At 34.8% G+C, this 19,673-nt stretch carries 19 protein-coding genes; 2 read left to right on the forward strand and 17 right to left on the reverse strand.

The window, feature by feature from the left end; genetic code table 11:
- Positions 1–523: 523 nt before the first annotated feature.
- From Q8S25_RS04570 to Q8S25_RS04580, 3 genes are all read right to left on the reverse strand, one after another.
- A complete protein-coding gene (locus Q8S25_RS04570; protein ID WP_305535296.1) occupies positions 524–1,285 on the reverse strand; it encodes a hypothetical protein in 762 nt (253 codons plus the stop codon).
- Positions 1,286–1,423: 138 nt separating this feature from the next.
- Entirely contained in the window at positions 1,424–2,005 is a 582-nt protein-coding gene (locus Q8S25_RS04575) for a hypothetical protein (RefSeq protein WP_305535298.1), read from the reverse strand.
- Between the two features lie 192 nt (positions 2,006–2,197).
- The gene (locus Q8S25_RS04580; protein ID WP_305536118.1) at positions 2,198–3,160 is read right to left on the reverse strand and encodes a tyrosine-type recombinase/integrase; all 963 of its coding nucleotides are present in this window, start codon (positions 3,158–3,160) and stop codon (positions 2,198–2,200) included.
- A gap of 422 nt (positions 3,161–3,582) precedes the next feature.
- Here Q8S25_RS04580 and Q8S25_RS04585 point away from each other — a divergent pair, with 422 nt between their 5' ends.
- Both Q8S25_RS04585 and Q8S25_RS04590 read left to right on the forward strand, forming a co-directional pair.
- Complete coding sequence (locus tag Q8S25_RS04585) at positions 3,583–4,041, forward strand: mobile mystery protein A (RefSeq protein WP_305535300.1); 459 nt, start codon at positions 3,583–3,585, stop codon at positions 4,039–4,041.
- On the forward strand, positions 4,032–4,628 hold the full coding sequence (locus Q8S25_RS04590) for a mobile mystery protein B (RefSeq protein ID WP_305535302.1): 597 nt from the start codon (positions 4,032–4,034) through the stop codon (positions 4,626–4,628). The genes Q8S25_RS04585 and Q8S25_RS04590 overlap by 10 nt, the downstream gene beginning before the upstream one ends.
- Here Q8S25_RS04590 and Q8S25_RS04595 read toward each other — a convergent pair.
- The 14 genes from Q8S25_RS04595 to Q8S25_RS04660 form a co-directional block, all read right to left on the reverse strand.
- Positions 4,625–4,873: a DUF2442 domain-containing protein gene (locus Q8S25_RS04595; RefSeq protein WP_305535304.1), complete on the reverse strand. Its 249-nt coding sequence runs from the start codon at positions 4,871–4,873 to the stop codon at positions 4,625–4,627. The two genes, Q8S25_RS04590 and Q8S25_RS04595, sit on opposite strands and share 4 nt — an antisense overlap.
- 5 nt (positions 4,874–4,878) lie before the next feature.
- Positions 4,879–5,127 carry a DUF4160 domain-containing protein gene (locus Q8S25_RS04600; protein WP_305535306.1) on the reverse strand — a complete coding sequence of 83 codons (249 nt, stop codon included), beginning with the start codon at positions 5,125–5,127 and terminating at the stop codon, positions 4,879–4,881.
- Between the two features lie 339 nt (positions 5,128–5,466).
- A complete protein-coding gene (locus tag Q8S25_RS04605; protein WP_305535308.1) occupies positions 5,467–9,558 on the reverse strand; it encodes a polysaccharide lyase family 8 super-sandwich domain-containing protein in 4,092 nt (1,363 codons plus the stop codon).
- 276 nt (positions 9,559–9,834) lie between these two features.
- A complete protein-coding gene (locus Q8S25_RS04610) occupies positions 9,835–10,512 on the reverse strand; it encodes a WG repeat-containing protein (protein ID WP_305535310.1) in 678 nt (225 codons plus the stop codon).
- Positions 10,466–10,798: a PH domain-containing protein gene (locus Q8S25_RS04615; RefSeq protein WP_305535312.1), complete on the reverse strand. Its 333-nt coding sequence runs from the start codon at positions 10,796–10,798 to the stop codon at positions 10,466–10,468. Before Q8S25_RS04615 ends, Q8S25_RS04610 begins: the two co-directional genes overlap by 47 nt.
- Positions 10,799–11,030: 232 nt before the next feature.
- The gene (locus Q8S25_RS04620; protein WP_305535314.1) at positions 11,031–11,336 is read right to left on the reverse strand and encodes a helix-turn-helix domain-containing protein; all 306 of its coding nucleotides are present in this window, start codon (positions 11,334–11,336) and stop codon (positions 11,031–11,033) included.
- Entirely contained in the window at positions 11,323–11,670 is a 348-nt protein-coding gene (locus tag Q8S25_RS04625; protein WP_305535316.1) for a type II toxin-antitoxin system RelE/ParE family toxin, read from the reverse strand. The genes Q8S25_RS04620 and Q8S25_RS04625 overlap by 14 nt, the downstream gene beginning before the upstream one ends.
- Before the next feature lie 436 nt (positions 11,671–12,106).
- Complete coding sequence (locus tag Q8S25_RS04630) at positions 12,107–12,814, reverse strand: hypothetical protein (protein WP_305535318.1); 708 nt, start codon at positions 12,812–12,814, stop codon at positions 12,107–12,109.
- Between the two features lie 84 nt (positions 12,815–12,898).
- Positions 12,899–13,288, reverse strand: a complete 390-nt coding sequence (locus tag Q8S25_RS04635) for a DUF2809 domain-containing protein (RefSeq protein WP_305535320.1) — start codon at positions 13,286–13,288, stop codon at positions 12,899–12,901.
- Between the two features lie 21 nt (positions 13,289–13,309).
- The gene (locus tag Q8S25_RS04640; RefSeq protein ID WP_305535322.1) at positions 13,310–13,816 is read right to left on the reverse strand and encodes a VOC family protein; all 507 of its coding nucleotides are present in this window, start codon (positions 13,814–13,816) and stop codon (positions 13,310–13,312) included.
- 463 nt (positions 13,817–14,279) lie between these two features.
- Positions 14,280–15,056 (reverse strand): GLPGLI family protein, encoded by a 777-nt coding sequence (locus Q8S25_RS04645; RefSeq protein ID WP_305535324.1) that lies wholly within the window; start codon positions 15,054–15,056, stop codon positions 14,280–14,282.
- 6 nt (positions 15,057–15,062) lie between these two features.
- On the reverse strand, positions 15,063–17,714 hold the full coding sequence (locus Q8S25_RS04650; RefSeq protein ID WP_305535326.1) for an outer membrane beta-barrel protein: 2,652 nt from the start codon (positions 17,712–17,714) through the stop codon (positions 15,063–15,065).
- Positions 17,715–17,936: 222 nt separating this feature from the next.
- Entirely contained in the window at positions 17,937–18,758 is an 822-nt protein-coding gene (locus Q8S25_RS04655; protein ID WP_305535328.1) for a hypothetical protein, read from the reverse strand.
- Positions 18,759–18,761: 3 nt separating this feature from the next.
- Positions 18,762–19,646 carry a DUF488 family protein gene (locus Q8S25_RS04660; protein WP_305535330.1) on the reverse strand — a complete coding sequence of 295 codons (885 nt, stop codon included), beginning with the start codon at positions 19,644–19,646 and terminating at the stop codon, positions 18,762–18,764.
- Positions 19,647–19,673 lie beyond the last annotated feature (27 nt).

The raw sequence follows: 19,673 nt of genomic DNA on the forward strand, positions 1-19,673 counted from the left end.
GTTGGGTGTTTTTCGTTTTCAAATTTCTTGTCGTGTGACTTACTTTTAAAAATCTGCTTCAATTCTTTCCAATTAAAAGGTATAGTCATAAAGAATGCCATCCAAGTTGCATGAAAGACATGGTATTTCAATGAACGTTTCTCGTCAAAAACAAACTGTTCAGCAATTAACCAAGCGATAAGCCAATAAAACCAATTTAAAATGAACGAAATAATTAACTTCTTCAAAGGTGTCAAGCTGTTATACCATTCGTTGTACTTCTTTATCATTTTTTTCGTAACTCGGTCTAATAAATGTTTTGGTCAATCTTGAATATTTTTCGAAAATAAAGCAGTATCAGCATATTTCTGCCAACGGCCGAGGCTTTACGCAGGGTGGTGAAGAATACTTCCTGCTGCTAGCTTGGCCACTAAAAACTCGATTAGCTAAAGCCAAATTACTGAAGTTGATTAGCACTACCAGAGCTGATGGGCTATTGCTGAAAACCCAACTTGCGTAAAGCCTATTGTTGTGTGTAGCCCTTTTAGTGTGTTTTAAGTAACTTAATAAAATCAGGTTCGACAAAGTCAAATTCCATTTGCTTTTGGTCTTTACAATAGTTCACAATAATTGGCTGCCGCCTTATTTTCGCAGCGTCTATCATAAGATAATACTGCCTGCCATTGTTATCGTACCATTCTTCAAATATTGCTATACCATTTGCTTTATCAACAATATGAATAGTTAGATATCTTTTGGGCCGCTCAACACCAGTCAAGGAAAACGAGAATTTGTTATCACTAATTTTTTTATATGACAATATTTTGTTAACCACAGGCCCTTCGCCACCATAGTCAATAAATGCGTTGTCTGTGATTGAAACTTTAAAATGATGATAAAAATCACATGGATAATAAAGATAGAATCTGTCCTTAAAATACTTTAGAATTATCCATTTTTTAGGCAAATCCTTAATTCTATATTTAGTCAACTTAATCCCACTATCCTTTAAATACTGTAAGGAATAATCATAGTTATCCTTATCAAACTTACCAAATCGAAAATCAGAAATACGATCGTAAAATTTGGCTGTCGGCGAATTGTCGATAAAAATTGAATGATTCGCTTTCTTAAACAAAAAAGCCGTGTCCTTGTGCAATTGTTGTCCACTCAACTTGTGAAAAATCGAAATATACAAAAGGACAATTAAAGAAGCAAAGTATCTTTTCATAAGGTTACACACAACGAGCAGGGCTTGCTGCTGTGCCGGTATTTGAAAAACGGTCAGCCTGGCAACTGAAGCCAATTAGAATTGTGATGATTAAATTTAGTACAAAATCCCATTATTAAACGGTCAAGCCGAAGCTGAAGATGATAGATAGTTGAAGCCGAAGTTTCTTACGTCAAGCCGGAATAGCAGCAAACCGCATGTTGTATGTCGTACTTATTCTTTATGGTCTGACCAACCTGCATAACTTAATATATTTCGATTAATATTATAAACCATAATTGTAAGTACGTCAGCAAAAGTTTCTCCAGCAATTGTATAGTGTCTTATTTTATGAGGGTCAAACCTGATAAGAATAAGTTTTTCATTGTCTGCGTTACGGTAGCCCCAAAAATAACGGTCGAAAGTTTGAATTTTATTTTTCTGATCTTTATGTTTTCGACGAATAATTTTTGGTCGCCTTTCTTGATAAATTTTAAAAGCTTTTTCCCATTCGGCTGTGTCAGCAAAAGTTGGGATATTATTATTTTGCTTATCCAATTGTCGTAGTGCCGCATTGGCATATTGTGTTTGAATTGCATTGTCAGCTGCAATGGCATCGGATTTTTCGGGAGTAAAACGGTCGTTTTGAGAGATTTGTTTTCCAATAAAATTTATATCAAAATCTTTTGAAACAATGAATCCTTTATACTTTTTAAATTCTATTGTATCTAAAAATGAAGTGTCAACACGAAACGTTTTTTGAGCAAAGCAGAATACTGAAATTAAGAATGTCAAAAAGGTTAGTAGAATTTTCATGGTTGGTAGTATGGCATACAACACATAAATATACGCTACTCAATCTTTGAAAGCAAAAATTAGTAGCATTATAAATGAGTGTTTTATTAATATAGTTTTGGAATTGTTGTTGCATAAATGCACTTATACATATTGAATTGTCGAGTGAGTAAACTTGATTTTGAAAAACTTATTACTACTAATTTTATAGTATTACCAATCAATTTGCCGTTTCTTAAATAAGTCATCCAATGGGCTTCCAATATTTACCAATTGTTTTTTACTTACATGCAAATATCGCTCTGTAGTCCTTATATCAAAGTGTCCAAGTAAATCTTTAATGTATCGAATATCAATGCCTTTATCTAAAAGATGTGTGGCGAAACTATGTCTTAAACTATGAATACCCACATCTTTCTGTATACCCGCTAAGCGTTTTGCATTACTAAATATTTGCTGTACTGTTCTAGTAGGATAAGCATTTCCCGTTTGTTCAGATTCAAATAGAAATACTTTAGGTCTTGGTGTATATTGCTTAAAATATTCTCTAAGAATATCAAGTAATACTGGACTTAAATTTACATATCGATCTTTCTTTCCTTTTGCATTTTCAATTAATATCTGCATTCTCTCACTATCTATATTTTTCATTTTTAATTGAACAATTTCGCTTACTCTCAAACCAGCACTATAAGCAGTAAATAACATGGCTTTGTGCTTTTTATTTGTGAGCGAATTGAACAATCTGCATAACTCTTCCTCATTTAACAACTTGGGAAGTTGTAATGGCTTTTTGGGTCTTGGTATTTCCCAGAAAAATCGATCCCTTCGTAAAACCTGCTCATAATAAAACTTCAAAGCATTGATTCTGCTATGTAAAGTATTCTCTGATAGATTCAGTTTTTCAAAACAATAAACTAAATACTTTTTTAGGTGTACTGGCTGTAAATCATCCGCAGGAATATTACCTAACCGATATAAAAATTGGTGCATCTCGTTTAGGTAAGTCTTCATAGTACTTTTACTATAAGCCTTTAGTATTAAATGATCTCTCATTAATTCAATTACATGTAAATTAATAGAGTCTACCCTTTGGTTACATTCAATACCATTTTTGAATTGCCCTATTTGATTATAGGGCTTTGAATTTATTTTTGCATAACAACAGTTGGTCATCTTCACGACCATTGATTTGTAGGGGTTACTATTGTATTTTAAATATAGCAATGCTACCTGACTCCCATGCATAAGTTTGCAGGGTCAGTAATGAATTACAAACAAAATACTTGGGGGAGGAATAAATTGGGGTAATTCAATTTATGAATAAAGTTTAATGTGACGAAAAATTGAAATGAATTTTTTCGTGCGCATCTAGAAGAGATTAGGAATTGCCGGCTTCGCTGGCGAGGAATTGTCGTCGCAACAAAGTTGCTCCGACTTTCTGGTGGGGGGCTTTAAGGGGGTTCTCCAAATTGAATAAAGTCATGTCTATGATTCTAAAGCATAATAAAGTCAAGTAATACTTTTACTATTTATTTGTTTATGTAAAGTAATAACTTTACTTTTACACAAGATTAGTCAAGTTAAAGATTTACTTTATGAAAAATGATACACTTCAATTCCAGCAATTGAATGAGAAATTGGAGAAATTAACTGGTTTACAGCATCTTATTGTACCACCCATTGGATGGATAAAAGCAATACGTAAAGGCATAGGTATGTCGATGGAACAATTAGGTAAAAAACTTTCCATCACCAAGCAAGCTGTGATGGATATGGAGAAACGTGAAAAGGAAGGCGCTATCACTATTAAGTCAATGCAAGAAATTGCAAAAGCCATGGATATGAGGTTTGTTTATGGCTTTGTACCTAACGCAGGTAGCTTGGAACAAATGATTGAAACGCGTGCTTTAGAAATTGCTACAAAAATTGTTCATCGTACTTCCACTACAATGAAATTAGAAAATCAGGCAAATTCAAATAAGCGCATTGAAAATGCCATAAAAGAAAGGGCTGCAGAAATTATAAACAAAACACCTAAAATTTTATGGGACTAAATTTAATATACAATGATGGCCAAACACCTCTTGACGAAGACGAGAAAGAAGGCCTATTAATTAAATCTATTTCTACAAGAGGCGAATTGGATGAATTTGAACAACAGAATATAGAAGATGCAATACAGTGGAGTTTAACAAGGAAATTTAAACAGGAGCAAATCCTATCCGAAACTTTTATACAAGATCTACATAAAAAAATGTATGGTAGGGTTTGGAGCTGGGCTGGCGAATACCGAAAAACTAATAAGAATATTGGGGTTGACAAATTAGAAATACCCACTGCGTTAAGGTCATTAATAGATGATGCTAAATATTGGCTTGAACATAATGTATATGAACCAGATGAATTTGCAATTCGATTTAAACACAGATTAGTTAGTATGCATTGTTTCCCAAATGGAAACGGAAGACATAGTAGAATGATGGCTGATATGATCATAGAAAAAATCTATCAGCAATCTGTTTTTTCATGGGGAGGTGCTAGTATTTCTGAAGACACGGATATAAGAGCCCAATACCTTAAAGCAATCAGAAAAGCAGACAAGGGTGACTTTGATTTACTATTGAAATTTGCAAGATCCTAAGAATTCTTCTTATAGGATAATGATTTATTGATGAATGCATCTACAGAAATATCCTCATCAATTAAAGGCCAATGGATGCCATATCCAGTAGGTGAAATTTTAAAACAAGACCTTTCAATATCGGTTGCCAAAGCTAATTTGGTAGAAATCTTTTCAATTGGATATTCAAATAAATGACCATCTATTATTACACGAATTACATTACTGTCAAAGATTACTGTTTCTATGTGATGTGTGATGAGCATATTATTTATTTATTAAAATGTTTATCCCAAGATTCTATAATCAAATCAAAATGAGAGTAGATAATCTTTTTAATTTCTCTACGTTCCGAAGGTGTCAAATTAAATGAAAATGTTTCTTTAATTTCTAAAGTTTCATTTATAATCCAATATTTACATTGCATATTTGCCTTTATAGCATGAATATGAATTGGTTCTAAACCTTCGTTTGAATAAAAAAATAATCTCCACCCATCAACAAATAATATTGTTGGCATAAAGTCTCGACTTTATAAAGTTAAGTAAATTATTAAATTGATTATCCATTGGATTATAATATTGATAATTGAAAATAGACTTCTTGACTATGTTGATAGCAAGTATAAATACTTGATTGCCTAGATATTAAACAATTACATTCCCAATGCAAACATATATCCTGACCGGATTAGGGTTGTTTAATATTGAATGCTGGGGTATCGAAGGAGGATTAGAGCCACAGTGAAATATAGATTTTAGTTGTTCCGCATTTTTATTTAAGAACCCCAATCAGCAAAAAAAAATCGGTTGGCTTTTACACCAACCGATAAGAAAAAAACATAGGTAAAAACCTGTTGCTATTGCTTGATGATTGTTTTTTTGAATACTTCAGTTCCGTTTTTGACTAACATAATGTAAGTGCCCTTTGACAATCCAGTGAGTGAAATTCTTTGTCTGTTCTGATTAATGCGGATCGTTTTAATAACCTGGCCAGATATGGAGTACAATGTTGCTTCGGCCCCTAGCTTATCCTTAGCAAGCTGAATGTAAACAAATTCAGCTGCAGGGTTGGGGAATACTTCCAACTCATTCGGCTGCTCTAAATTCACCACCTGGTTCCATGCAGAATTCATGTTGGTAACTGCATTACAATTTCCAATAACATCGCCATGAGCTAAATGTGCGGCTACAGACGACAGCGCAACACAAATGGACTTCCCACTATGGCAAACCACTACTTTATCGCCGTTGTTTCCGCATGATACATCTAGCTTTGAAATTTTAATGAACGACTGCGCCTGGCAACCCTGAGCGTCCGTAACATTTACCGAATAAGTGCCAGATTCCGATACTGCAATAGTTGAACTTTGTGCTCCGGTATTCCAAAGGTATTGATAGCCCTCTGTTCCGCCGCTTACTTTAGCCAACAACGAAAGCGTTGAAGGACCATAACCAATGTAAATCGTATTCTTAAAATCAACTGCAGGATTCAACGCATATACATCGGGGATTAGCACATTGATGGGCGCATTTACCAATACAGAGAAACTAATAGTGGATATGTTTCCATGAATATCTTTTACTGTCCAAGTAACAATTGATTCTCCAACATTAAAATTACCATTTGCATCCATTCCCGTTCCGCTTCGTTGCGTTGCTCCGGATACAACATATTCAATGGTTGCAATACCACAATTATCTATTGCGCTTAGCTGCGGTACTGCATATTGCTGGTTGGTTTCATAACAGCGCACCTGGTTGGCTATCTGTTGCAATACTGGTTTCTCCGTATCATTTACTGTTACCGTTTGCAATACAGTAGTTGTATTGCCTGAAGCATCCGTGGCGGTCCACAAAACTTCAGTAATACCGGTAGGGAATGTTGCAGGTGCATTATGACTAACAAGAACCGAACCTCCGTTGTCAGTGGCGTTTGCGGGCGTCAAGTTGATTACAGCACTGCATAGACCGGCAGAAGTGCTAGTGATAATATTTTCAGGAGCAGAAATAACAGGTGGCTCCACATCTTTCACAGTTACCTTTTGAATAGCCATGGCCACATTACCAAAATTATCAACAGCAGTCCACTCCACATTGGTCACACCAATCGGATATACAGCTGGTGCATTATTAGAAACCAACTTCACTCCGTACTTATCTGTCACTAAGGGCTGGCCAAGCGTTACGCCGCTTGCAATAGCTGCTCCTGCATCAGTATTCACTTCTACATCGGACTGCATTACAATAGTAGGGCTTGTATTGTCTGTTGTTCCATAAATCAGCAACGCAGGTCTAAATGCAACTGTTCCTTCTCTTGAAGAAAATGTGGCATCGGTGGTACTACCTAGCGTTGTGGAAGTGATCCTTATCGACAGTTTCTTATTACCCAATAACGCCTGCCTTACAGTTTCAGTAACAGGAACATAAATGAATGTTCCTGCTGCTTTACCTTGTACCCTCGCAAGCAGGTTACTACCTGCTGGTGGCTGGTTGTTCCAGGTGATGCCTGTTTCAGTCCAACTGTTATCGGGTACCGCAAAAAATTCCCATGTTGTGCTGGCAATCGTTGCACCTGCAGAAACAACCCTCACTCTTAAGCTTGCGCTGTCGAATCCACGGTTATAGCCACTCAGGTCAAATTGCAGAAAGCTTCTTCTAGCAAAACCAACAGCGTCATTTTTCACTACAAGACCTCCAGTTGCAAAATTAGTGTTGGCAAAACTGCCATCACGTACATAAGCATCACCAACGGCTTCGTATACATCAGGAATAGCTGCAACGGTTGTATTGTTATTAATAATGGCATTCACCGAGCTGCCTGCCATCAATGCAGTAGGCATAGCAACCGTAAGTGTGCGTAACTGAACGAGTGACTGATTCTGGAAACCAATCACTAAAGAAGAGGAGGCCTGATTTGGATCGGCAATTGCAACTGCAACGCTTGCACTTGAAATATTTTTCAGCAACATTGTACAAGGGTTGCTGGCACTTACAGTAATACCATTGCTGGTTAAACTACTCGATTGGTAAAAAATTATTTGTAGCATATCGAGGCCACGGTGATAAACAGCTTGTACAGTAGCATCATTAGCCCATATTTCTATCTGAGATGCATCGTAGGTTTCCATGTCTGAAAGCGTTTTACCAGGTGTCACTATGTAAGCATAATTGCTACCACTTGGTTTAACACCATGCTGAAACCATAATTTGAAAACATCTTTCGTGATAAGATCAGATGAATAGGAAGTGTTGATACTTTTTTGTGTACCTGTTTGTGCCTGGTTACTGAGCCTTACAGTACCGCCCTGAGGGAAAAAATAACCTACATTGTCATGATGTGCCCATTGAAGATTGCCTGCATATTGGCGGTTACCGTTGGCCAGCGTTTGTGTGCCGGTATTCGTTTTCACATTCACAGCACCATCTAGCAAACATTGATTTAGGGTAGTATTGATTGCTTCTGCAGCAGTTGAAGTAATGCCTGCACCTAAACAAACAACTTCATCATCAAAAAAGAACCATCCTTTTTTTGCGGTAGTGTTGTAATCATTCATGGCATATGCACTTGCGCCGAATTGCCCGTCAGATACACCACCTGCAAATGCGGATGTTCCGAAGTTAACACCCCACTGTGCACGAAGCGGATAATTAGTGATTTCTGGAACAGTAGTGCCAGGTATCTTATTCCATTCCCACACCGGATAAATATTGTAATACTCATCGCCATTTACAGCAATATAATTTGCCCCTTCTGTCATATAATAACCTTTCAGGTTTTCCCCGTTTCCATTTTCAGATTTTGCAGTACGGGTTGAAACGCTTCTCAAACCAAACATATAAGCCGGACGATGATGCACCGTATAATCTGTTCGCCAGAAGTGCAGGTGCTCTGGATTAACTAGGTAAGATGCCGGTCTTGAGCCATTGATACGGCTAATAGCTGCATCGTATTCCGAAGCATATTGTGAAAGGTCAACGCCTTTTGCATTCCGAACAATGAATTGATTGGGCCTTCCGTCATTCGGTCTGCTGATCTGTCGGTTGAATGCATTAAAGTCGTGGTACATTCCACGGGTAGCTTTTAAATAGCTGCCACGAACAAAGTTGGATAACAAGGAAATTTTTTCGGCCGCAAACGCATACGTGGTTCCGGTTACATAGTTTGCAATATTGCTGATGCCTGATACTAGATCAGTTCCGTATCCGTACAGATATAATTGAGGACCATGAGCTGTAAACGTATTGTCGGCCTGTAAGCCTTCCCCAATATCCCCTCCATTGTTACCGGTAATCACTAACGAATTGGAAACAAGTGAAATAGTTTGTTGGAGTAAAGTTTGATTTTGTGTAAGACATGCCCTTGCAACATAATGCTGGGCAACATCAGTAAGATTGGAACCATCTTTCGCGGGCGATTGTGTAATAGGTGTACCCTTCACCATCCATGCAATTAAAGCCGTTTCCATTTGGCTGCTGAGGGGCTCACTGCCATAGCGCATGGCAACCAGCGCATTCCCAATGTTTTCAGGCAAAGAAATACTGAGCATATACCAATTGGTACTGGTTGGGGCAGGCGATAAAGAAAGCCAGTAGTTCATGCCATTGATAATAGCCTGGCGTAATACGGTGCTTCCATTATAACTGCTTCCCACGCGGCTGTAAGCGCGTGCAAACAAACTGATGCGATCCCAATGAATTCCTGGTTGCCAGTTGGTTTGCGATTTGTCGGCATAATTAATATCGGGCCATGAGCCATTGGTTGCCTGTGTGCTGAGCATTGTGGTAACCGAATTATCATGGCTGGCAACAGTTCCAGTTGTGAATCCTGTTCGAATCCTGTCCATAATGAGCGAGAAATCAGTTTGTGCATGTAGGGGACTCCATGCTGCAGTACTAACGTAGAAGAACAAGAGTACGGCAAAATTTTGCATTACTTTTTTAAATGACATAGCAATCTTTTTAAAGTATGCTAAATCTCTACATTCTTACTATTAGCTATGGGTCAACATTATCTCTAATTCAGGGTAAAATTGTCTTTTGTTGCGAAGTTTTTTATTAAATACAATGTGTTGTTGAGGGAAGGGTGTTTATGGAAAGAGTGAGAAGGTTTGGGGGGATTGGGATCGCGGTTTTTCTTTTTATTCACTGTGTATTTGGTCATGATATGGCGTGCAGACGGAAACAAGCCAATCGATTGGCTCTGAACCTATATCATTCTTGATACATTAATCTTCAGGATGCTTCCACCCTATATCTTTCATGATTTTTTCGAATGTAAAATTTCCGAATTTTATCACAACACCTTTTGAGTTTATATAACCATGCTTACTACAGATAATTGAATAATGGTTGCAGCCACTATCCTTCTCATGTTCATCCCAAGGAACTTCTTTGCAACTCTTCCCTATTATAGCTTTACCCTTATAAAATGTTGAAACACTTTCGAATTGTGGCTTTATAACAACTTGACCTTTTGAATTAGCAAATCCAATCAGGTTATCGCTATTCACAATTCTAACTTTTCCTTCAACCAAGATGTCTGGATTTGGTTCTCCATTGCTAGCATTATATACGTTAAAGAGCACTTTCTCGTTTACGTCGATTGCAGCCCACCCTTTGAAGTTTTTCATTCCAAATACTGCAAAATATCCGTAAGTATCCTGAGTAAAGCAGATGTAGTATTTAGATGTGTCAAGTTGTTTTATAATTATACCTTTTTCATCTACTAAACGATAGCTAACAACTAATGTATTTTCTTCATTATATACTACTTTAAATTTTTTCTGGGCACTAATGGTGTATGCAAAAAAGAGAGAAATTAAAGTCAATAAAACGTTTCGGATTGGAATCATAATGCTAATGTTGCCTGCCAGATTTAGCTTCAAGGCTTTTGATGAATTCATCTTGATTATCTGGAGTTAAAATAATTATGGTATGGTCATTTTTTGTTAACATCACCATTTTGTCTCTACGTGTTGCATAGAATCTTATATTTCCTAAATCTGTTTCAGATTTTCCAAAATAACCAAATGCTCCCCCTGTTGTCGTCTTTTTTAAAAGGTCATGATATACTCTGTCTACACGAATAATTTCAGAAAAATTAATTTCAACATTTCCAATAGGTCGGCAAACAATTACACTGTCTGTTCCAACCTGATATTGAGTTGGCCTATGTAAGTATGTCAACAAAAGAAGGAATATAAAAAAGAGAAAAAATCCTAGATACCAAATCCATTGGTCACTGGTATGAAAAAGATTAAACAATGGTACCACTGTAAAAAGAAGAAATACACCTGCAGTCTTCTTACGTACAATTTGATCTGACGATACCGAAAATTTCATCTTTGGTTTTTATATTGGAAATTTTATTTAGTACAGGTATTGCTTTACTAAGAAAATTAATCCTGATAATGGTTTAGTACTAATAATCAACTGATACTCTTAGCTGGCCACCAAGACCATCGCGAATGATTCTCATGAGGGTTGATAATCTTATATCACTTGCATCATTTTCTATACGTGAAATATAGGTTTTAGTTGTTCCGCATTTTTCAGCAAGTTGCTCTTGAGTTAGTCCTTGTTCCTTTCTAAGCTCTTGAAGCATCACTCCTAGTTTGAATGCTTCAAACTCTTCTTCATACTTATTGCGTTTATTTGTCCCTTTCTTGCCATATTGCGCATCTAAATGATCTGTAAAAGACGTTAAGTTACTATTAGCTTTTTTCATCGAAATATTGTTTTTTTAGTCTTTCAGCTAAATCTATTTCACTTTTAGGAGTTTTCTGCGCTTTTTTCTGAAAACCATTTACAATAATTACAAGGTTCTCTTTATCAAAGAAACTAAAAACTCTAAAAATATCAGACCCAACTTCAACTCTTACTTCATATAGTCCTGTAGTGCCGGTAATATGTTTGAAAAATTTTTCAGGCACTCGATTCAATGTGACAATTAGCTGCAAAGTCCAGTTAAATTTCTTTTTAACATCAGGTTTTAATTGATTAAAGAAATCTAAATAATAGTCTTTGTAGTAATAGATCTTCCTATTAAAGTTTGCTGTCAAAATACAAAGTTATCTAATTAGGTAACATTTTCAAAAAGAATATTTAAGGCTTTATGAAACTAAATTAAGTATAGGGTATTCAAAAGTATTAGGTATTTACACCTATTCTACTAGCTTTTACACCATAACATTCCCAATGCGTACATATATCCTATCCGGATTAGGGTTGCTTGTCATTGCCTTGTATACATGTGGGGGAAACCATACCAATAAATCCCTATCCTTTTTCATTAGGGATACGCATTTGTATCGCACTCCTTCCTTTAAAAGTAGTGCATCGTATGGATGTATGGGTTGGTAATGGAATTCGAAGGTTAGGGAAGGAAAGGTGTTATCAGGTGAGTTAGAAGGGGTTGGGTGGATTAGGTTTGTTGTGAGATTAGGAAGGCTGAGGTGGAGATAGATTGCTCAAAGCCTTTTGTTAAGTGCAACTTTTTTATTCTTCCTTTTGACTATTTGTAATCGTTGGCTTTGAAAATCTTATACTTGGCCCATTCCATTTTATTGAATTACCAGAACTGTCCATAAAAGTAAAACTAACTTCATAATACTCACTCTCATCATAGTCAAATGCACCTGAACACATATCATGACCTACTTTTATTTGATCATCTTGAGGTATTAAGTAATACATTACTGTATGCCCAGTAAGCAAATTTTTCACAGTTGTTTTAACTAAAAGGGGTGATTGATCTTTTGCTGGATTACTAAATACAACGTGCATTGATGGGCCACAACCATATTGAGCGAATATCTTCTTAATTTCAAAAGGATTACCATTTAATCTTGGGTTCTGTGTATCTACATCATTCTTCACCGTAAAAGATATGGGTTCGTACTTCTTTGTTAAAGTATTTATTCGATGTAACCGCTCAAATTTAGGCAAGCTGTCAATATGAAGAGTGTAACTTTCACTCAATTCAAGTATTCTCTCAGGCTTTAGAATAGCTTGTGTCAAATTAAATTGTCCAATACATAGTTCGGTTACAATGAGTTTTATTTGTTTATTACCACTCTTAAGATAAATACTATACTTATCATTTAATCCTAAAACTGTTTTTTGACTCAATGCATAGCCTTCAATTACAAAAATTTGATTTTTTGAAATAGAACTACTATTTGGGAAAATAGAAAGCCCAGACATAGTGCATTCGGCATTTACTGCAATCGAGCAGAGAAGTCCGATGATTATATGAAAAAATTTATTCATAAAGTTATAAATAAGGTTCTACTTCGAATTTGATTTGGCTAATTTGTACTCCACGTAAATTACAAAAACAATACCTAAAGTGTAAGCAATCAAATCAATCCATTCAAATGATGTCCCTATAACTGTTCTTGCAATTACTGAATGTCCTAATCCAAGCAGGTTCACAATATTGAAGTATTGCAAAATCTCTAGTGTAAAAGAAAAAATCAAAACACCTATTGCTGTTTTTAGATAAGCAGTGTCAAAGAATGACTTAATAGAACAATATATAAATATGACGAATAAGGTATCTCCTAAATAAGGTCTAATGATTTGATCGTGTGCATATTTGACAATTAGTAATTCAATAACAAATAATACAAGTGCTATGATAAAATAAGGCAAGTTGAATTTTAGTATTCTGCTCATAGGAAGGGTTCAAACCAAATGTTAGCGGTTCATGCTTTTTTTTGCAGGCATTGTTTCTATAACGTGTATTTCGTTTCCATCTGGGTCTTTAATCTCAATAGTTTTTGCGCCGTTTGGCATTTTGTCAATAATCGGTTGCTTGTATTTGCCTGATTTGTAATCGCTCCTCACTTCCATAAGCCTTTTCAGAAAATCATCTATAGAATTCACCATAAAACCTAAGTGTACAAAACCTATATGCCCTGGTACTGAGGGTGTTTCACTGATAACTGTAGTAGTGTCATTGAGCCACTGAGACAAATGCAGCTCAATACCATCACCCAATCTTACCCATTTTACAATGTATTGATGACTTGGAGGAAAGGGATAGGGTATAGTGTCTGCCTGAAATACTTTGGTGTAAAAAGCTACACTCCTTTCCAAGTTCTTCACATCTAATAGCGTATGGTTATACCAAGTTGTACTTTTTTGTGCAATGCCAAAGGATGCGATAAATAAAAGGAGTAGAACGAGGAAAGACTTTATCATTGGTACATATTTTTCATGTAAAGTGAAGCGAAACAGCGAAAGTATGATTGCTAACATTTTGGCGCTTAGCACAGGTTGGGAATGTTTGTTCCAACTGCAGGCTTGTCCACTAAAGACTCAATTAGCTAAAAGTCGAAATTCGTTTTAATAAATCTTCTGAAGTGACATCCTTTTTGGGGACTCTTTTTTATCGGGATCCTTTATTTCTCGAATGTAATGACTTTGTTGCTTTTTGGTCTTAGGTATCGCATTAACCCCTTGGTAAATTTGAACCCATTTATATATGTTCGTTCTGCTTATTCCATACTTTGATTGTAGTATCATATATCCAGAGCCTTATGTTAAACACTCTTGAATAATCTGATCCTTTAAGTCCATATTGGTTGTTTTTTAATCAACCAATTTAAGGACGAAAAAAAAAACGCTTTTCAACAAAAGTAAGCTTTGAAATAGAAACTTTTATTTACAGTCTTATAAATACCTTCATCCAAGGACTATCTAGATTCTTTTCTTGAAGATAAGAAAGCATCCCATTGAAATAGTCTATTTGCCTAATTTTACTCTTCTGATATAAAAAATTGGGAGCAGCTATTTTTTCAGCTTTAGGTAAAGCTTCAAAACGGGTAGCGAAATAACTGATATGATAATGAGGAATAGCTACACCTAATATCATTCCAGGTAATCCGTTAAAAAGTTCAGGCCCTCCTTTGGTCTTTATAGCATCGGTATAAAAAGCTACTACATATATTGAATCGTTGATTAAAGCATTTGCTCTCCTGCATTCAAAACCTGCAATTTCACGAATCTCATCTGTTAGTTTCCAGCGGATTTTAATTAATGAATCTATTATGACCTTTTGTTCATTGTATGCATTTTTTTCTGCAACAAATTGAAAGGATGATAAATCAGTAAGCACTTGATTCTTATCTGCCATAGGCACTCCAGTACCATGTAAAAAAGGAGAAATAGACCCAGATGGCTTATACAAAGTAGAATCGCGATCAAAAATCAATTGAAAACTATCTATCCAAAATTGCGGATTATCAACTTTATATTTCTGAAAGAAAGTCAGAAATTCTTCTTTAGGAACTATTCCAGATTCACCAATTACTTCAGGCAAAATTGCGTGGGTATTAATTTTTCTTTCAAATATAATACGTCCCCGTTCAACAATATGATTCTGTGAAAAAGCTGACTCATACGGCAATAAAAAAACAACAATAAAAAAAAGCCGAATCATTTACTATTACTTTATTTGTTTATACTTTGTAAAATTCCAAATAGCGCTTAACATAAAGTATCTCCTAATAGCTAAATATCGATTTTCCGAAAACATGGCGGAAGTAGCAACTCGTGAGAATCCAGCATTAGAATTTAGTATATCATTTGCAGTTAATTTAACTGTAAATAGATTATTCTTTAGAAAGCTTTTACTTATCCATGCATTCCAAACCATTCTATCAAAGTTATCAGTGAAAATATTATTCTTACCTTGTCTGAAAAACTCCGCATCACTATGTATTTGCAATGAAGAAGATAAGTATACATCTATTGCAGATTTGAGTTTATACGAAAAGAAATTATTTCGGGTAATCTTTGTACGCTCATTCAAAGAATTTACATCATAATAAATCGTACTCCCCAATTGAATCGCATATTTACCAGACTTATTTTTAGATAACAAGATGCCTGCAGAAGCAATATTGTAAATAAGTTTATTAAGTGCCCCGTTTATGAAACTAAAGTTTTTTCCAGATTTACCACTCAGATCAATTGTTGCTTGAATTTTTAAAGACGGTATTGATTTTGAATAAAAACCTGTTAGCTCAAATTCTTCATCTGTATAACCAGCCATGTTCACATACTGTAAAAAATATGCTCCACTTGTGTTAATATTCGAAAGCAATTTAATTGGGTTCTTTGTGCTATTATGACTTACAACTAATCCAGTGAAGGCTTTAGTAAGGCTTTTAAATGACTCATAGGTTAGCGATACTTTGTTAGAAAATGCATTATTAATGGACAAATTATCAGAAAAAGTAACTAGCTGATCGTTATTAAACGCATAGGGGGATAGCTCTTGAAAACCAGGCGCAACTGTTGTACCACGATAACTGATTCCGAAGTTGGTATTATCACTAATGGAATATTGAACACGAGCAAATGGTTTCCAAACCGCAAAACTTCTTTCAAATTCTTTTCTTTGGATTAGATTATTTAAAAAGAGTCTATTAGTTCCTCCACCACTACCTAGGGATGCACTAACTTTATTCTTTACGAAATTGAAGCTTAGATTACCTATAAATATTGTACGAGAATCATTTCGAATTGTTGAAAAAAGAGAATCAATTGATCCGTTAGGATTAAAAATCCTATTGGATAAATTATTATCGTTAACAGCATCATATACAGAATTTGCAGAGAGAATAAAAGAAAATGAATTATTTATTTTATTTGAAAAACTAAGGCCGATTTTCAAATTTTGTAAATTCTGATCCTTTCCTTTGAAAAGGTCTAAACTTCTAGTACTATCAAGTGATGGTTTACCATTAAAAAATTCAGTAGCCGTTAAACTTGTTTGTTGTTCATTTGAGCTTGTTGATTGTTGTTCTATGGAAAAAGAAATTGTTCTTCCTGGTTGCTTAAATTTTTGCTGAAATAAAAAAGAAGTTTGTATTCTACGACCTTCACTATTAACATTAGTTTGATTATTTGTCCGATTTAAAAATTGTTCATTGCTATTTAGGTCCGAAGAAGCGCTTTGCTGACTAGAAGCTCCTTTATTATAAGATGCTGTATGACTAAATGTAATTGTTCCCCTTTCCCCTACTTCTTGTTTATATGTAAAATTCATCTTATGGCTAAACCCTTCTTTTTGAAAATCAGTATTAGCAAATCTTTTGATTGCACCTACTGGTAAAATTGTATTAGAAAATGTTGAATCGAATCCAGCAACATTGGAAATAGAATAATAATAATCGCCATTAAATGAATTACGGTCCTTATTCCATTTATTATCAAAATGTAATCCTACCATTGAAAATTGAGGCAGGCCCTTTCCATCATATTGTTCTAAATCATTTTTGACGCCCAATTGATTCTTTTCTGTCGCCCCTAGTTCAGATTGGCCTATATTATTAGATGCCGTATAACCAGAGGTCTTCCGTTTTCCTTTAAAACTATTTATCATCGCTTGAGCACTATTGGGAGTAAACTGATCACCTAGTCCTATTCCTGCTTCAACCTTTCCAAATACCCCATTACTTTTATCTTGTTTTAATTGAAGGTTGATGACTTTGTCTTTTATCCCATCATCAATCCCTGTAAATATGGCTGCATCCGATTTTTTATCATAAACCTGAACTTTAGCTACCATTTCTGAACGTAAATTTCGTGTAACAAAAACTGGATCATCACTAAAAAACTCCTCCCCATCAACCAATACTCTTTTAACTTTTTTTCCTTGCGCTGAAATTTTCCCATTAGGGTCTACCTGAAGGCCTGGCAAAATCTTTAATAAATCTTCTACAGATGCATTCGGAGGTAGTTGAATTTCAGCAGTATTATATTGCAAAGTATCACCTCGTAATTGAATTGATCGAATACTTGATTTAACTACAACTTCTTTTAATAACACTTCTTTTGAGGTTAAAATAATTGAACCCAAATCAATACTTTTAATTTGACCAATATTAATTTCTTTAGAAATGCTCAGATATCCAGGATAACTTATAAATAAAATATAGTTTCGATTATTATATAATTCGGAAAAAACAAAAGATCCATTTGATGAGGTTCTAACATCAGATAGTATAATAGAATCTTTAGCATTTAAAAGCACCACAGATGCATTATTAATGTTCATTTTCAATGCACTATCTTTTATAACGCCTCTCATGGTTACATCTTGAGAAATAGCGTTAAGACAATTAAAGAGAAGAAGTAGAAGTAGATATTTTTTCATTTATTCAACACAAATAGAAATCATGGTAAAGAGGCTGTGAAAAAAGTAAAATCAGATTGAGGGGGTTGAAGAACAGCTATTATAAATAGGTTCACAAAAAATCCAAGGATCCGTTTTGTTATCCAATGTGAATTGCCAAATTGTTTTTATTCCTCTTTAAAATAATGATGGCTGTAGAATTTTCTTTGGATGGAATGTACCAATTATCACAAAAGGGTTTGGAGCAATTAAATGAAACTCTCTTGTTGTTCCCAAAAACAAATACAAATCTTTAGTTTTAGCAAAGTCATCAAAATATTTTTTTCGAACATCTTCGCAAGCCCTAGCTTCATCGCCTTCATGTCTTTTTAAACAATTCCAATATAATTGACCTATTTCCCAATCCTCTATCATCATGGTTCTTTCTATACCATCGTCGCTAGTGAATTTGTACGAAAATTTGTACGGTAGCTTTTTTACAACTTCAAAAGGGTTCTCTGAGTTTTGGAAAAGGTTTAATTGTAGTGCTTTGGCTTTTAAAAGGTCAAGTTTCTTTTTATCCCATTCTCTATCAACGCTTTCGATTTTGAAGTCTAAAATTTCTTTCGGCTTAAAAACAGCAAGTGAGGTATACTTTGAATTGTCTTTTGCTTGTGCAATAAGTTCGGTCATGTTGGTATAAACATTGTTAAGAACAATTTCCTTCCTAAGTTTCCAAATCTCTTCCGTACCTAAATGGTCAACAATTTTAAAAGCTGTTTCAATTGATCTAGGTTTATGGCTTTCTAAACGGAAGTCTGAATTATTTTTTTCTAGATCAACTTCAATCCAATCGTATTTGCTGTACTGTTTATCGTATTCAAGTTTACGAAAGGGAATTGGGTAAATTCTTATCCAACTTCCATTTTCTAGAAATCCTGCGGTACATACAAGTTCATCATACTTGCTTGAAAGAGTAGGGTATGTTTTAACAGCAATCAGAACTTTAGTTAATGCCATAAATTAAATATGTTTTAATTCATATTCCCATTCAGGTAAACTGACAATTGCTTCAGCAAGATGCTTTCTGTGGCATTGGCAAATATTGGCTTCAAAGCATGTCAATGCAATTCTTTTTCTATCTTTTAGCAAGTTCAGGATTTGTAGTTGCTGACTTGTAGTTTTCTTTAAATTTTGCTTCTTATAGATTTCAAAAAGTTTATCGTAATCCGTCTGTGTTTTTAATTCCTGTCTTTGGCTAGATTGAATACCCACTTCTGGTATGTGTATGTATTCAATTTTTAAGCTGGCACAAAAAGTTTTTAGTTGCGTTTTTGAAAAACCAAATTTCATGCTCAAAGGATTATTTCTAACATCAACTAAAACTTTCACATCATTTTTAATAAGTCTATTTAAATATTCCTCTAAAGAAATCCCTTCATAACCAATTGTATAAAGGATTATATTATTATTTCTTGGTTTGGCATTTAGAACCATAACATATTGCTCATCATTTAAAATTTCTTTTGCCTTTACACTATTTATTGCATAATACTGATAGTTCAAATATGTCAACTTCATCAAGGAATTTGTTGTTAGCTTACCGTAAGTATTTTTAATATCAATTAATATTTTTTTATCCTTTACATCTAGTGCTTTTACATAGTCGGTCGCATCAATTTTTGTGAAACTAGCTTTGTCTTCAGAAAGTTGTCCATGTCTAACCATAGCGGTAAGGTCAGCATTTGCTGAAAAGGAATAGCAACCATACAAATGTGGCACAAAGTCGTAGTCTGGCTTATTTTGTCTGCTTGCAAACAAAAACAAAAGCTTTTGCAATGATATTTTGGGTAAATGACTGTCAAAAGTCTGTAGCAGCGCTAATATAATCTTTCGTCTGTAAAACATATTGCGAAAGTACTAAAATAGTCTTTA

Source organism: Sediminibacterium sp. (genome assembly GCF_030695065.1).
Classification (GTDB): domain Bacteria; phylum Bacteroidota; class Bacteroidia; order Chitinophagales; family Chitinophagaceae; genus Sediminibacterium.

Coding starts and splice junctions, on each gene's coding strand:
- Q8S25_RS04575 (WP_305535298.1), bottom strand. CDS start 2,005: ATGAAAATTCTACTAACCTTTTTGACATTCTTAATTTCAGTATTCTGC.
- Q8S25_RS04580 (WP_305536118.1), bottom strand. CDS start 3,160: ATGACCAACTGTTGTTATGCAAAAATAAATTCAAAGCCCTATAATCAA.
- Q8S25_RS04585 (WP_305535300.1), top strand. CDS start 3,583: ATGAAAAATGATACACTTCAATTCCAGCAATTGAATGAGAAATTGGAG.
- Q8S25_RS04590 (WP_305535302.1), top strand. CDS start 4,032: ATGGGACTAAATTTAATATACAATGATGGCCAAACACCTCTTGACGAA.
- Q8S25_RS04595 (WP_305535304.1), bottom strand. CDS start 4,873: ATGCTCATCACACATCACATAGAAACAGTAATCTTTGACAGTAATGTA.
- Q8S25_RS04600 (WP_305535306.1), bottom strand. CDS start 5,127: ATGCCAACAATATTATTTGTTGATGGGTGGAGATTATTTTTTTATTCA.
- Q8S25_RS04605 (WP_305535308.1), bottom strand. CDS start 9,558: ATGTCATTTAAAAAAGTAATGCAAAATTTTGCCGTACTCTTGTTCTTC.
- Q8S25_RS04610 (WP_305535310.1), bottom strand. CDS start 10,512: ATGAATTCATCAAAAGCCTTGAAGCTAAATCTGGCAGGCAACATTAGC.
- Q8S25_RS04620 (WP_305535314.1), bottom strand. CDS start 11,336: ATGAAAAAAGCTAATAGTAACTTAACGTCTTTTACAGATCATTTAGAT.
- Q8S25_RS04630 (WP_305535318.1), bottom strand. CDS start 12,814: ATGTCTGGGCTTTCTATTTTCCCAAATAGTAGTTCTATTTCAAAAAAT.
- Q8S25_RS04635 (WP_305535320.1), bottom strand. CDS start 13,288: ATGAGCAGAATACTAAAATTCAACTTGCCTTATTTTATCATAGCACTT.
- Q8S25_RS04640 (WP_305535322.1), bottom strand. CDS start 13,816: ATGATAAAGTCTTTCCTCGTTCTACTCCTTTTATTTATCGCATCCTTT.
- Q8S25_RS04645 (WP_305535324.1), bottom strand. CDS start 15,056: ATGATTCGGCTTTTTTTTATTGTTGTTTTTTTATTGCCGTATGAGTCA.
- Q8S25_RS04650 (WP_305535326.1), bottom strand. CDS start 17,714: ATGAGAGGCGTTATAAAAGATAGTGCATTGAAAATGAACATTAATAAT.
- Q8S25_RS04655 (WP_305535328.1), bottom strand. CDS start 18,758: ATGGCATTAACTAAAGTTCTGATTGCTGTTAAAACATACCCTACTCTT.
- Q8S25_RS04660 (WP_305535330.1), bottom strand. CDS start 19,646: ATGTTTTACAGACGAAAGATTATATTAGCGCTGCTACAGACTTTTGAC.